This window comes from Lysobacter sp. N42, from assembly GCF_004344885.1.
In genome coordinates this window covers 67,045-81,690 of sequence record NZ_SKFB01000004.1, presented here as the reverse complement: position 1 = coordinate 81,690, position 14,646 = coordinate 67,045, and the positions used below count along the sequence as shown (strand labels likewise).

The window sequence follows — 14,646 nt, the reverse complement described above, 5'->3', positions numbered from 1 at the left end:
ATTTAGCCATCTAAACTTCTATTTGAATACAACTTTAGATATGATGCGAAATATTCCATTTTTCATATTGCTAGGTAAAACGTATCCATGACTACAGGCCAGACCGTCACCGCAGACCGAGTTGAAAGCATTGCCAATGAAGTTCACCTACATAAATTTGGCGGCAGCAGCTTGGCAGACGCTTTCTGCTACAGACGAGTTGCCCGTATTGTTACAGAGCATGCTGGCAGCTCTGATCTAGTCATTGTTTCCGCCGCAGGCGACACCACCAACCGCATTTTGGCGATATGGGAAGCCAGAGAAAAGCAGCCCGAGTATGCGGCTACTTTGTTGGATTCACTGCAGCGTTATCAACAGGGCTTAATTGATGAGCTGCTTTCCGGTAGACAACAACAAGACACGCGCGCAAGTTCAGAGCACGACTTCGTTCGTTGGCGGAAATGGCTAATTGGCGAGGAGAAAATAGAGAAAGCCGAACTTTGTGCTTACGGTGAACTTTGGTCGGCACGTTTATTGGCCGCTTTGCTACAAAAGCAAGGTACGCGCGCAGACTATATTGATGCACGCACATTCTTGTCTGCTGACGACGCTGCAGAGCCTGTCATACATACAGAGAGTTCTCGCCAAGCATTAATTGAACGCATCGCACCTTACCCAGGAACCCGCTTCATCGTAACCGGCTTTATTTGCCAAGAAGCAGGGACTGGACGCACTCTATTACTAGGCCGCAACGGTAGTGACTATTCTGCAACGTTAATTGGCAGCCTGATTAACAGCCGGCAAACCACTATTTGGAAGGACGTTGCGGGCGTGTACAGTGCCGACCCGCGTAAGGTAGAGCGCGTTGTTAGCTTACCCACATTAGATTGGCAAGAAGCTGAAGAGCTAGCACGGTTAGGAAGTCCAGTACTTCACCCTAGAACCTTTCAGCCTGTAGACCGAGAGCGCATGGTGATTAGCGTGCGCTCTAGCTTGAAGGTAGAGAATCAACAAACACGCATTGGTCAGTACGAACTTGCCGAAGCGCAAGGTAAAGTACTTACCTCACTACAAGACGTAACACTGTTTAGTATTCCACTGAAACAAAAGTCGTTGTTACAGGCGTTCGAGGAAAACCAATTAGAACCGTTAATTAGCTGGACAGACAACGACGCTAAGCATTTTGCGTTCCACCAAAACTTACTCGACTATGTTCGCGACTTTTTAGCGAAGCTAGACGACAACCATCATGCTCAAGAAGTAAGTGGCTACAGCATGGTGGCTTTAGTCGGCGCTCGAATTAAAGAAACACGCCAATTCGCGGTACTAAAAAGACAAGTAGACGAGCAACAGCTTCGCCAATTCGCTGTAGCGGATAATGGCCATTCTGCCATTGCGATTTTAGGGCAAAAGCTCGACAACCGACTGCTAAACCGTTTACACAGCTTACTGTTTAACTTCCGTAAGAGTATTGGCATTTTGGTACTTGGCCGCGGCAATATTGGTAGTGAATGGCTACAATTATTCCGCCAGCAGCGCGACAACCTGAATGAGTCGGCAGACGTGAAAATTATGGGCGTCGCTAATTCGAAACGGTTATGGCTAGATTACAATGGTGTCGACTTGCAAGACTGGCAGGAAAGCTTTGATCGCTTAGCACGGCCCTACGTTCTCACCGAGCTATTGCGTGAACTTGCCAATGCTCCTTGCGACGAAATGATTGTCATGGACCTCACTGACGCCTCCGCGGTAGCTCAGCAGTATCCAAGCCTATTTGCCAATGGTATGCATGTTATTAGCGCTAACAAACGTGCAGGCTCTTCGCCAGATGCGTTATACCGGGAAATTCGTACCATTCAGCAGGAATATAAGCGCGAATGGCTATACAACACCACTGTTGGCGCAGGCTTACCGCTAAACTATGCCATCAACGATCTGATGCGCTCTGGCGATAAAATTCACGGCATTTCCGGAATTTTCTCGGGCACCATGAGCTGGTTGTTTGAACATTACGACCATGGCAAACAGTCCTTTAGTGAACTCATTCGCAAAGCAAAAGCCGAAGGCTTTACAGAGCCAGATCCTCGTGAAGACTTATCGTGTCATGACATTGTTCGCAAACTACTTATTGTTGCTCGCGACATCGGTGCACAGCTCGATTGGTCTGACGTGGAAATAGAAGGGTTGGTGCCTGAACACTTGAAGGACCTACCGTTAGAAGAGTTCATGGAGCGTTTAAGCGAACTAGACGAGCCGATGGAGCAGCTATGGAACAGCGCGCGCAAAGACAACAAGCTTCCACGCCTGATGGCTAGCTTTGAAGTGCGCGACGGTCGCAGTCATGCCAAGGTAGGTATAGAACTTATCGACAACACCGACATGCTCACAAACCTTATTCCTGGAGAGAATATTTTTGTCATTTCCAGCGACTGGTATAACGAAATGCCGCTGGTGATTAGTGGTCCTGGTGCGGGTAGAAAAGTGACTGCTGGCGGAGTTCAGTCTGATCTCCACCAGCTGCTAGGGAAGCTAATTCAGCAACAGCTGGTGATCTAGTCCCCTAAAACAAACCTTCATCTTCGTCTTCAAAGATAAGCGGTGCCGAGTTGTCTCCTTCAACGAATTCGCTCGGCGCTGTGCCTTCTTTAAAGTACTCAAACATACTGGTGTAGTCATTGCGTGTTGAAAGCTGTCCAGTTTCTTCGTCGATACGCGCAGAAACAATTCCGTCAGGTAGTGGATGCGGCCCACTTTCAACCATAGGTAATGCAGTTTCCATATAACGCACCCAAGCAGGTAGCGCAGTAGTACCGCCCGACTCTGACCCCACAATCGGTTGGCGATCACGGTCGAGGTTGCTATTTAAAGTTACGCGGCCTAGTTCTTCGTCTAAGCTATCAAAACCTACCCATACAACACTGACTAAACCACGAACAAAGCCGCTAAACCACGCGTCTTTCACGTCGTTTGTGGTTCCGGTTTTACCCGACATATCGCGGTTTCTAAATACCTGTGCGCGCCACGCTGTGCCGTTCCAACCCGTGTCATGGGCCCATGAACCGCCACCCCAAATTGAAGACTCCATAGCATTGGAAACTAAGTATGCGGTTTGTCTACTCAACACTCGCGGCGCAAGATTTTGATCAGCAAGTTCTTGCAGCTCAGCTGGAATTTCTAACTCGGTTCCTTCTTCTGCGGCGGTGGCTTCCATTTCAAGAATAGTTTCTCGAGCGTCTTCACACGCTAAACATGCAACTACAGGCTCAGCTTCAAATATGGTTTCGCCGTTCGAATTCTCGATGCGGTCAATAAAGTAGGGTTCGACCAAGAATCCACCGTTCGCAAACACTGAAAATGCACGCGACATCGCCAGTGGCGTAAAGCTAGCAGAGCCCAAGGCAATCGTTTCATTCGGCGCAAGGTCGTTCGGGTTGAAACCAAAGCGAGGTAAGTAACCACGCACAGTTTCTACACCCATTGCTCGCACCAACCGAACAGACACTACGTTCTTAGAGCGTGCTAACGCTTCTCTTAAACGAATCGGTCCGTCGTATACCTCTGGGGAGTTACGTGGGCGCCACGCAGAACCCGCGCCTGGGTTCCATTGTGTAATAGGCGCGTCATTTACCAAGGTAGAGAGCGTAAATCCGTGATCGAGTGCAGTGGCATAAATGAAAGGCTTAATCGTTGAGCCTACTTGGCGCTGAGCTTGAGTTGCACGGTTATACTGACTCACATTAAAGCTATAACCACCCACGACTGCCTGCAGTGCGCCGTCTTGCGGTTTTAATGAAACAATTGCAGAACTAGGTCCAGGTAATTGCGCTAGGTAAGTAGTGCCCTCCACTTCACGTAACCAAATCTGGTCACCTGAAGCTAGAATTTCTCCGGCGGTTGAAGGCGCTGGACCTTGGTCGTCATGGTCAAGATAAGGTCGAGCCCAACTCATCGCTTCCCATGGTAAGGTGATAATTTCACCACCTCGCATCATGACTTCCGCGTCTTGTTCACCAACGCTTAATACTACCGCTGCAATTAAACGCCCAAAGCGAGGTTGGCGATCGAGGTGTTCAACAATGTCTTCATTCGACCAACGTTGTCCGTTGTTCTCTCGGATTACCGCTAGAGCCGTTTCGGTGATTGGTCCCACCGGACGCAAAGCGCGAACTTGTTGCGCGCTGTAGCCCCAAAGTTTACTTACTGCACCACGATAGCCATGGCGCTCGTCGTATTCATGCAAATTGGCACGTAAACTTGCTTCAGCGGCAGCCTGCATTTCAGAGTGCACTGTGGTGTAAACCTTCATGCCACTGTTATATGCAGTGTCTTCACCATAACGGTCGATCATTTCTGTACGCACCATTTCCGCGATATATGGCGCACTCATTTCTACTTCTGGCACATGGTAGCGTGCTGTTACCGGAGCATTGTAAGCCTGTTCGTACTCAGCCTCGGTGATATATTCCATGGCGAGCATTCGGCCTAGCACGATGCGACGACGCTGCACCGAACGTTCTGGGTTAGATATAGGATTAAGCGCAGATGGCGCTTGGAATAAACCCGCGATAGTTGCTAATTCAGCAAGCGTTAATTCGTCGAGTTTGCGACCATAATAAACTTCCGCAGCAGCAGCCACACCAAAAGCCCGGTGTCCGAGGCCAGGTTTGTTCATATAAAGCGCTAGAATCTCTTGCTTACTAAGCAGTCTTTCAATGTGAAGGGCAATAAAGGTTTCTTTAATTTTGCGCATCAACACTTTGTCACGCGACAAGAAGAAGTTTCTCGCCACTTGCATGGTAATGGTACTTGCACCTTCACGGGCTGAACCGGTCGTAATCAGTACGCGCACGGCACGCATAACACCAATAGGGTCAACCCCGAAATGGTCATAAAAACGCGCATCTTCAGTGGCTAGAACTGCGTCGATTAAGTCTTGTGGAAGCTCTTCAAACGTAACCGGAATACGGCGGTGCTCGCCGAACTGAGAAATCAATTTCCCGTCTGCACTATACACTTGCATCGGTGTTTGAAACTCAACGTCGCGTAAGGTTTCTACACTCGGAAGTTCCGGTTTAACGTAAAAATAAAGGCCTAAAACGGCACAAAAACCGATAAAACCGACAGTAAAGATGGAAACAAAAAAGAATTTTAGAAATTTCAACACAAGTGAGAGTCCGCAATCGCCTAGCTATCTGGCGCACATTATAGGGTGAATCTGAACTAAATTTAACCACAAATGGAATTTGTTACATTAAATCAAGGTAAATACAGTGCTGCTAAACCAATATTTCACAAAACGTTCAGGTCTTTTTGTTTGTTTCGACAAATTATGGCTGACTGCGGGGCTTTTCGAAAGGGGGAAGCGACGAGAGGGAAGTGGGGGGCAGAACAAGACAAAATGCCTCTTGCTCTGCCAACAACCAAATCACACACACAGTACTAAGAGCTTGGTGGATTTATTTAGTTCCTTAAACCAGCAAAAGTTTTTCAAAAAACCTTGGACCCTCGTCCTTCCTAGGTCTCAAGTTACGTTTGAAAGCATTGCCAAGCCAAACACAACACGATTGAACAATAACTGGCCGATAGAGTGGTTACGTAATCACAACCTTCAGCCCGAGCAATGGCTATGGGATATTATAAGTGTTGAATCGTCGGCTCTGACCGAAAGCAAAGGCTGCTGGCAGCTAGCCAGAACTGACCGCGCAACAATTATGGAGATAATTGAGCCTCTCAAACCCTATGGCTTAATGCCCAAGCATATTCGCGTTGCACCTGAACAAGATGGTGAAGCATATAGGCCAATTTTGCCCGTAGGTATTTACCCAGAACTTCAGCATGCAGAGTACTTGTGTGCAACCGCCGAAGTTGAGCTAGCATAAGATGCGCCAACCAACATGAATAAACGACACGACTTCCTACGCCACTATCAATGGCGCCGCAGTCGCCAGCAATTTCAGCGGCTTCTTGCCTCCGGCATAACGCTATGCTTAGTCGCTGTTTCTCTAACCCTAAACAACGACACACCCACTATTGCCAAGTCAAAACCTCCATTGGTCGCTGAAGTAACAGCAGCAAAACCTGAGATACGCACAGTGCAAACTGCTAATGAAGCAGAGGATAAACCAGAGCCCATAGAGATAAATACAAAGGATACTCCTCAAGTTGAAGACAAATGCAGCAACTTAAACTTCCTACAGCCAGAAGTGCTTGCGATATATTTAGGTTCGCGCACCAGCAACTCTGCCGCCATCCACCACCAAGGGCTGTTTCGTAAATTATATATTCACGACTTTATTAACGAAGAATGGCAGCTGGTAGCATTAACAAGCCAGTCTTTAACATGGCGGAGCAATCAAACTCAGTGCGAATTGAGCCAAAGCCTAAGCGTGGCACAGCCGTTTCAATAGGTTGCCTTGAGTGCCTGAAATTGCGATAATCGCGTGTCTTTTTTCACAGGTACAGGGGTGGAAGACACTCATCATTTAATGTAAACGCGATCAAAACTGAAGTGACGTAAGCAATTATGGCTGATAAGCGTAATATATTTTTAGTTGGCCCAATGGGGGCTGGCAAAAGCACAATCGGGCGACAACTCGCCAAATCTCTCCACTTAGAATTTTTTGACTCTGACTCCGAAATTGAACGCCGTACTGGTGCAGACATTAGCTGGGTGTTCGAATTAGAAGGAGAAGAAGGCTTCCGCGACCGCGAAGAAAAAGTAATCAGCGACCTTACTGAAAATGCAGGTATTGTTCTGGCAACCGGCGGCGGCTCTATTGTAAGTAAAGAAAACCGTAACCGCCTTTCTGCGCGCGGTATTGTGGTGTACTTAAAAACCACTATCGACAAGCAAGTGGCACGCACAGAGCGCGACAAGCGTCGTCCACTTATAGCAAATGCAGACGACCCACGAGCAGTTTTAGAAGATTTAGCTGAACAGCGCGAGCCTTTGTACGAAGAAATTGCGGACGTGGTTATTCAAACCGACGAGCAAAGTGCAAAAATCGTAGCGAATCAAATCATAGAAAAGCTAGGGTTCTAGGAGCTAACAAAATGGTAGCTGCGACAAAAAAACTTCAAGTACAACTTGCAGAGCGCAGCTACCCTATTCATATCGGCAGTGGGCTACTTACACAGTTAGAGTCTTTGCTGGCTCACCTTAATCCGAAGCAACGTATCTTTGTTATTTCCAATACTACCGTTGCCGAACTGTACCTAGAGCGTGTGAAAAGCGTATTAGGCGAGCGTATCGTGGGCGAATTTTTAATGCCCGACGGTGAAGCTTTCAAATCTCTTGATACTTACCAACAAGCCATGTCTGAAGCGTTAGCATTGAACCTTCACCGTGACAGTGTGGTTTTAGCATTAGGCGGAGGCGTGGTTGGCGATCTTGCAGGCTTTGTGGCAGCAACATTACACCGTGGTGTCGACTTTGTGCAGATACCCACTACGCTGCTCTCGCAAGTCGACTCTTCTGTGGGTGGTAAAACGGCGGTCAACCACCCTCATGGTAAGAACCTGATCGGTGCTTTTCACCAACCCAAGCAAGTGGTTATCGACATTGATACCCTGAATACCCTTCCCGAGCGAGAGCTTAAGGCAGGAATAGCCGAAGTTATTAAATACGGCATTATGGCCGACGCCGACTTTTTCAATTGGCTTGAAGGCAATATAGAAAAATTATTAAGCAAAGACCCGGAAGCACTGACTTACGCGATTCAACGTAGCTGTGAAATTAAAGCGCAAATCGTAAGCGAAGACGAAAAAGAGCAAGGCTCACGAGCTTTACTGAATCTTGGTCACACGTTTGGCCATGTCATTGAAAACGCCATGGGTTATGGGAATTGGCTACATGGCGAAGCTGTAGCTAGTGGCATGGTTATTGCTACACACCTTGCAGTAGCATTGCATTGGTGTGAATCGTCAGAATATCGACGCATTACCAACCTTATTGAGACAGCAGGCCTTCCTATTGCGCCACCAACTTTAGCGCAGGAAGTTTGGGATGAAGGCTTGTTCCGCGATAAGAAAGTAAAAAATGGATTAGTTCGTTTTGTGTTGCCAACAGGTATTGGCAGCGCCAAAGTAACGAATGAAGCCATTCCAGAGCACTTAGTTCACGCCAGCATTGCAGTAACTTAAACAATAAGACTTCGAGCTTTTGGCTCGTGGTTTGCGAATGTACATTGACGTGAATTGAGGACCGCTATGCTTTCAGCGCAACATGAAATGGCAGCGAGTGAAAATACACCATTGGCCATGCCTGTAGAGGCATTGGAGAGCCAACGTAAAGTATTGGAGCAACTCCATTATTTAACTACGTTTCGTAACCAAATGGTGGTTGTTGCCGGCCCTGAAGGCGCAGGTAAATCGACACTTTTAGAAGTGTTCCTCGAGCAAGCTTCCGATTACGCCAATTTAGCTTACCTCAATACACCGCAAAAGCTTACCGTTGAGCAAATTCGTCAGCGTATCTTGCAGCAAATTACGTCGGTTATGCGTATGCCGGAAGACATATCGCTCAGTAAAAGCATTCGTCGCGCATTACCAAGCCAACCCCAACACTTGATGATTGTGGTAGACGACGCTGAACATTTACCACCGGTTATCCTCGACGAACTACAAGAGCTTGTATTGCATAGTCGTTTTACCGCCGGACGTCATCGTATTAGCGTGATCATTTCTGGAAAAACGGAATGGGCAGCACGTCAGAAAAAGCGACTTCCGAGTAATCAAAATGACGCTCCGGAAATTGTGGTCATTCCTGAATTTACCGACTCAGAAGCACTACAATTTGCGAAACGATTGCTGAGCGGACACGCGAAAGGCAAAGCGCTTGCCGCAGACAATTACCGTATTCAAGCAGCCTTAGGCACCTCGCTTAGCTACCCTGGAGTGATTCGAGACAGCTTGCAAAACTTAGTCGCGCCTATAGAAAAAACTCGCTACCACATTGAAGACACGCCAGAGCAAGAAACTGCTAAGCCGCAAAAACGGAAAACTGCACAGTCGTCAGCGCCCGTGAAAGAAGGCACGCCGATGCGCTTAAAATTGGCTATGGTCGCTACTTTAATGATTACTGTTGCGGTGTCTGGCTGGATGTATCGTGACGATATTATGGCGACCTACCAAGAACTAACTCAAGTGCGTAACGAAGTAAAAAGTGAGTCTGGTACTGAGAGTCCACTTCCAGCAACAGAGAGTAACGCAACACAAACAACCGATCTCACCTCACCCGTACAGCCCGAAGACTGGTTGAACCCGGTTCTTGAACAGGGTGAGTCGCAACTTACCATGAGTTACCAAGAGGCGTTACCGCGCCTTGCGTCTGCAGCGCGTGAATATCAACAGGAAGGCGACTTCGATATTGGCTTATACCAAGTTCGGTCGTTTAATCCATTAGTTGCAGCAGCTACTGCCGCCCTTGAAAATAACGCTGTATCAGAAGCCTCAGAAACGTCAGAACCTGCTGAGCTAGCAAGTACAGAGAGCGCCGAGCCTGAAGTACCTAATCAAGAGGCCGAGGTAGCTACAACGCAAGAGCCGGACGCGACACCAGAGCCTGTTAACGCGTGGTTAAACGCACAAGACAATCCAATCATTCTGAATATGGACGCAAGTCGTGTAGGTCTGCAACTCGCGGCATTTAGCCAAGAACAGGCCACAATGCAATTTGTTGAAGCGCAAGCGAACCAAAACAACCTTATGGTTTATCACACACTTAGAAATGGTGGCGACTGGTATGTTGTAGTCACAGGCAATTACGCGTCACTTGCTGAGGCACGCAATGCTATTTCTACTCTGCCTGCTAACCAACAAGCATTGCAGCCGTGGGCAAAACCTTTTGAATGGATGCACCGTGAGCTAGCTGTTGTGGGCTTGTCACCACAGAATTAGCAAAGGGTTACTGCTTAGTAAGCACTTTTAATGTAAACGTCGAAGCGGTGTTTTTTAGTGGTAATTTGAGTGGTTGGTGTTTGCCCAGCTAAAAAAGGAGCCGTGGCAGGGCGTTTTACGACAACTCTGTAGGTAGCTAATGCAAGCGCTGCCGGTAGTAGTTGATCAGCGTCTTCATCGCCTCCCACTAACTGTTGCAGCATTTGCATGTCCTTCTTAACCGCGGCTGTTTTACCGCGCTCTGGAAACATTGGGTCTAAATAAATAGCGTCTGGCGGTGATTCCTCGTATCCATTAGCCAATAACTCCGGCATGGAATCAAGCAAGCTTCCCGCGGGTAACACGCGTACACGCTGGCTTACCCAATCACCCATTTTTTCGTGCAGTTTGGCGTGCAAAACGGCTTGGTCCAATAATGCATGCACAACGGGGTGCCGCTCGAGTAAGTCGACTTTGCATCCGGAATGCGCGAGCATCATTCCGTCACGCCCCAAACCAGCTGTTGCGTCTAAAATATATGGCCGATGCCCGCGATTAATACCCAGGGCACGAACTACGGCTTCTTGCTTACCGCCCCCTAGTTGCTGACGCCAAGCTTGTTTGCCATGGGTAAAACTAATCTGTAGTGGCTTCACTTTCTGTTGCGCAGCCCAAACCAACTCGAGACCTTCTAGAGTTAACCTTAAATAGAAGCTTTGTGTTTCATTCAGTTCAGAATTAAAACCATATTGCTCAGCTAAATGTGCAGCGGCAGCAGAAAGCTCTGGCACCTCACTGACCAAAGCAAAGGCACTCACGGCTTGTACTCCATTTCCTGATGAGGAATGTCATCTTCAAGGTAAGTGTCACTTGTGGAAACAAAACCCAGTGACTGATAAAAGTCGAGCAAATAAGTCTGTGCACTTAACACAATAGAACTGTTCGCGTGAGTCGCGTGGATAAATTTCATAGCTTGCTGCATAACTTCACGGCCTAAGCTTCTGCCGCGAGCCGACTGAGCTACCACCACACGACCAATTCGGGCTTCGTCATTCACCCACATTAAACGGGCATAAGCGACTAGTTGGTCTCCTTCCCAACCCAATAAGTGAAACCAGTCTTCATCGGTTCCATCAATGTCTGGATAAGGGCATGTTTGTTCAACTACAAACACGTCTTGGCGCAGCTTCCACATGGCATATACTTCAGACACGTTTAGCTCTGAAAAGGCCTTCACAGTCCAAGTGATGGTCGCTGTCATACCGCTTTACCTGCACGAATTCGCATAGGAACTACATTTTTGGACTCAGAAGAGAGCAGATCGGGACAAAATAGAGCAATCAATTCGCCTACTTTTCCTCGTTTAGCACCGTTTTGGCTAATAAACCTGCTTACCCGCAACTCTGTAAGCTGCGCGTCGCGGTATAACCAGCGCCCTTGCTCGGTATCGTGGTTAGAAATCACCACAGGAATCTGCCTTTGCTTTGCGGCGATAACCGCCTTCTTGGCTAACAGCTGTTGGTCGTCTAAGCCGAACCCCTGTGTGGCATAAGAAGTAAAGTTAGCCGTTGGGCTCAATGGCAAATAGGGCGGATCGCAATAAATCACGTTACCTTTGCGAGCACGGCGAAAACTATTCGCGAAAGACTCACAGGTGAAAACCGCTTTCTTCGCTTTTTCTGCAAATAGCTCTAGTTCTTGTTCTGGGAAATAAGGTTTTACATATCGTCCGAAAGGCACGTTGAAGCCACCCGAACTATTGTAGCGGCATAAGCCATTGTAGCCATGGCGATTCATGTATAAGAACAATAGTGACCGCTCGTATGGGTCTTTCGACGCATTAAACTGTGCTCTTAACGCGTAATAGCTTTGCTCTTTATTGTTACCGGTAACAAATAATTGGCGGGCGTCTTCGATAAACGTTTTCGGTTTGCGCTTTAAAATTTTATATAGCGCAATTAAGTCGGGGTTAATGTCGTTCAGTAAATACCGATCATAATTGGTATTCAAAAATACCGAACAAGCGCCAGCAAAGGGTTCTATCAGCTTGTCGCCGTCAGGAAGTACGCGTCTGATGTCGTCCACCAAACCGTACTTACCACCTGCCCACTTTAAAAACGCTCGCTGTTTTTTCATGCCGCTTGTTTTGCCGCCATTTTAATTTTTATTCTGACCACGATTGTAACCTGATTTGACCAGAAAGGTTAAGGTTGGTTTACCTTCGTTGCTTCAGGTAAACTTAGCCGACGCTCGCTTAAAACGATAATGACAAAGGCATCGCGCTTATGAAATCTTTTAAAGTTCCACACACACTAACCTTGCTATTCAGCATGATGATTGTAGCTATGATTGCTACATGGATTGTGCCACAAGGCTTTTTCGAAACTTCACTTACCGAGTCTGGCCGTGAAGTTGTTATTCCAAACACGTATGAGCAAGTTGAGTCTCGCGAATTACTTACACCTTGGCAGTTACTAACAGCTGTACCAAGAGCATTCGCAGCCGCTCAAGACATTATTTTCTTTGTATTCATTGTAGGTGGTGTTCTTGCTATTGCTCGCCGTACTGGCACAGTCGACGCACTCATTGGTCGATTGCTTGAGAAAAACCGTGAAACCCCAGAGCGTCTTATTTTCATGGTTATATTCTTTTTCTCATTAGCTTCAGGCGCAATTGGTACCGCTGGCGAATATATTCCATTTGTACTTATTCTGGTCGCGTTATGTAGAGCCATGAAGCTCGACGCTATGACCGCAGTAGGTATGACCGTAGCCGGCTACGGTGTGGGTTATGGTATTTCAGCATTTAACCCATTTACGGTACTTATTGCTCAAGGTATTGCGGAAATTCCACCTTACTCAGGCTTATGGTTACGCTTAGTTTTAATCTTACCTTTCGTTCTTATCGCGTTTCACCACGTGTGGAGTTACGCCAAGAAAGTGCGTGAAAACCCAGAAAGCTCACTTGTGGCTGACTTGCCAGACCCGCTAGAAGGACAAGAGCAAGCAGAGTATCCGCAACTCAATGGTCGCCACCGTCTTATTCTCGGTACTTTCTTAGCGACTGTAGGTATTGCGATTTACGGTATTTCACAATACGGCTGGTACTTATACGAGTTAGGCGCTTGCTTCGTAGGTTGGGGTATTTTAATTACTGTGCTGGGTCGCTTGAAATTTGACGACGCTGCAGACAGCTTTATTGAAGGCGTGAAAGACCTAACACATACAGCGGTGCTCATTGGTATTGCTCGCGGTATTGCACTTATTCTTGAAGACGGACAAATTCTGCATTCAATTGTGCATGGCTTGTCGTTGCCATTAGGTGAAGTACCTGCAGTGATTTCTGCCATCGGTATGTTGGTTATTCAAACCATTCTTAACCTATTTGTACCTTCAGGTTCGGGGCAAGCATTTGTAACCATGCCACTTATGGCACCACTGAGCGACTTAGTTGACGTACCTCGCCAAGTGGCTGTTTTGGCCTACCAAATGGGTGACGGCTTCTCGAACATGATTGTACCCACGAACGCCGTATTGATGGGTATTATCGGTATTGCCGGCGTACCTTACGACCGTTGGTTCCGCTTCTGTATGCCACTTATGGGTAAACTCATGTTGACCTGTGCGGTGGTTCTCGCATTAGCAACCTTGTTTGGTTACGGCATGGGCGTACAGCCGCAGTTAGAGAGTTCGATTGAAGTGCTCAGTGCCACACAAATGCTGAGTTAAACTTACATTCGAGTAAGCATTAAAAAAGGGGCTGAAATTCAGCCCCTTTTTAGTACGTAATAAAGCGTGGGTATTAATGTTCGTAGTAAAGACTAACTTAATAACCACCAGGCATACGCAACATGCCAGCAAGTGTTGAATAGCCCGTTACATGGTTGCTGTCTCGGTCAAAGATTACACTACATCCGATACCACCCTCGACTCCACACTGGCGTGATCTACGCAACCGCGTTCCGGTTCTCTGTCCATTTGCATAGTCGCTTTCCAATCCAGCTTGAATGTCTGCGATTTGCGCTTCAAACGACTCGTAACGGCCCGTTACGGTAATCACTTCCATATCGTCATAAGCGGTTAGGTCATTCAGAATGTCTTCTCTAGACTCTTCCGCAGCAACGACAGTCGGAGCCTCTTCCACTTGTCGAACAGCATCCACAATATTGTCTAGGCGCGCACGCGAGTCTCTGTATCCTTTTACTGCTAAACCACGGTACATAAGACCAGCTGCTACGACATCTTGCTGGTAATACTGTCCTTCCTCGATTAAACGAGCAAGTAAGTATTGCGCATTCGGAAGTTTTTCCTCTGCGGCTCGCTCTAGCAAGTCTAACCCTTCTTCAATGTCTTCACCTGCCTGCAATAGCTTTACCGACCGGTCAAACATAGCTAACGGATAACCGTAACTAATAGCACGGTCGATATAGTCTTCCGCTTCTTCGAGATCTTGTTCCCACACAATACCTTCACGATACCACTGCGCAGCAACATAAGGAGCAACTTGCGAGCGCATACGAATCGCTTCACGGAGCCACATACTCGCTTTGTCATGGTCCATTTCAACACCATCACCATGCGCATAGGCTAACGCCATAAACACCATCGAGCCAGCATGACCGTTTTGGCCATACTCCTCAAAATTCCGAATCATGCGCTCGCATTCTTCGCTTTCACACAAGTCGCTGAAGCGGTTTGACTCTTCTTCAGCTGCTACAGTCACCGAATAGCCACTTAGCGTCACCGCAAATAAACCTGAGATAAGGCCTAACGTTAAAGTTCGCATTATTTT

General features: G+C 47.4%; 12 protein-coding genes. 7 read left to right on the top strand and 5 right to left on the bottom strand.

Annotated features, from left to right (window positions below; translation table 11 throughout):
• The first annotated feature begins 87 nt into the window (after positions 1–87).
• Complete coding sequence (metL, locus tag EYQ95_RS09725) at positions 88–2,535, top strand: bifunctional aspartate kinase/homoserine dehydrogenase II (protein WP_111915932.1); 2,448 nt, start codon at positions 88–90, stop codon at positions 2,533–2,535.
• Between the two features lie 4 nt (positions 2,536–2,539).
• On the opposite strand, the gene EYQ95_RS09720 is transcribed toward metL, so the two are convergent.
• Positions 2,540–5,143, bottom strand: a complete 2,604-nt coding sequence (locus tag EYQ95_RS09720) for a penicillin-binding protein 1A (RefSeq protein ID WP_207916326.1) — start codon at positions 5,141–5,143, stop codon at positions 2,540–2,542.
• 106 nt (positions 5,144–5,249) lie between these two features.
• On the opposite strand from EYQ95_RS09720, the gene EYQ95_RS09715 reads away from it, so the two are divergent.
• From EYQ95_RS09715 to EYQ95_RS09695, 5 genes are all read left to right on the top strand, one after another.
• Positions 5,250–5,858: a hypothetical protein gene (locus EYQ95_RS09715; protein WP_132327483.1), complete on the top strand. Its 609-nt coding sequence runs from the start codon at positions 5,250–5,252 to the stop codon at positions 5,856–5,858.
• Positions 5,859–5,873: 15 nt separating this feature from the next.
• Complete coding sequence (locus tag EYQ95_RS09710) at positions 5,874–6,386, top strand: hypothetical protein (protein WP_111915935.1); 513 nt, start codon at positions 5,874–5,876, stop codon at positions 6,384–6,386.
• 152 nt (positions 6,387–6,538) lie between these two features.
• Positions 6,539–7,021 (top strand): shikimate kinase AroK, encoded by a 483-nt coding sequence (gene aroK / locus EYQ95_RS09705; RefSeq protein WP_370451233.1) that lies wholly within the window; start codon positions 6,539–6,541, stop codon positions 7,019–7,021.
• Positions 7,022–7,032: 11 nt separating this feature from the next.
• Positions 7,033–8,121, top strand: a complete 1,089-nt coding sequence (gene aroB, locus EYQ95_RS09700) for a 3-dehydroquinate synthase (RefSeq protein ID WP_111915937.1) — start codon at positions 7,033–7,035, stop codon at positions 8,119–8,121.
• Between the two features lie 66 nt (positions 8,122–8,187).
• Positions 8,188–9,876: an AAA family ATPase gene (locus EYQ95_RS09695; RefSeq protein ID WP_111915938.1), complete on the top strand. Its 1,689-nt coding sequence runs from the start codon at positions 8,188–8,190 to the stop codon at positions 9,874–9,876.
• Between the two features lie 14 nt (positions 9,877–9,890).
• On the opposite strand, the gene EYQ95_RS09690 is transcribed toward EYQ95_RS09695, so the two are convergent.
• The 3 genes from EYQ95_RS09690 to EYQ95_RS09680 are packed head-to-tail and all read right to left on the bottom strand — an operon-like array spanning position 9,891 to position 11,991.
• On the bottom strand, positions 9,891–10,673 hold the full coding sequence (locus EYQ95_RS09690) for a class I SAM-dependent methyltransferase (protein WP_111915939.1): 783 nt from the start codon (positions 10,671–10,673) through the stop codon (positions 9,891–9,893).
• A complete protein-coding gene (locus tag EYQ95_RS09685) occupies positions 10,670–11,116 on the bottom strand; it encodes a GNAT family N-acetyltransferase (RefSeq protein ID WP_165831988.1) in 447 nt (148 codons plus the stop codon). The genes EYQ95_RS09690 and EYQ95_RS09685 overlap by 4 nt, the downstream gene beginning before the upstream one ends.
• Positions 11,113–11,991, bottom strand: a complete 879-nt coding sequence (locus tag EYQ95_RS09680; protein ID WP_111915940.1) for a Dam family site-specific DNA-(adenine-N6)-methyltransferase — start codon at positions 11,989–11,991, stop codon at positions 11,113–11,115. Before EYQ95_RS09680 ends, EYQ95_RS09685 begins: the two co-directional genes overlap by 4 nt.
• 149 nt (positions 11,992–12,140) lie before the next feature.
• On the opposite strand from EYQ95_RS09680, the gene EYQ95_RS09675 reads away from it, so the two are divergent.
• Positions 12,141–13,583, top strand: coding sequence for a YfcC family protein (locus EYQ95_RS09675; RefSeq protein ID WP_111915941.1), 1,443 nt, complete (start codon positions 12,141–12,143; stop codon positions 13,581–13,583).
• Positions 13,584–13,680: 97 nt separating this feature from the next.
• Here the strand turns inward: EYQ95_RS09675 and EYQ95_RS09670 are convergent, their stop codons facing one another.
• On the bottom strand, positions 13,681–14,640 hold the full coding sequence (locus tag EYQ95_RS09670; RefSeq protein WP_111915942.1) for a tetratricopeptide repeat protein: 960 nt from the start codon (positions 14,638–14,640) through the stop codon (positions 13,681–13,683).
• Between the last annotated feature and the right edge of the window lie 6 nt (positions 14,641–14,646).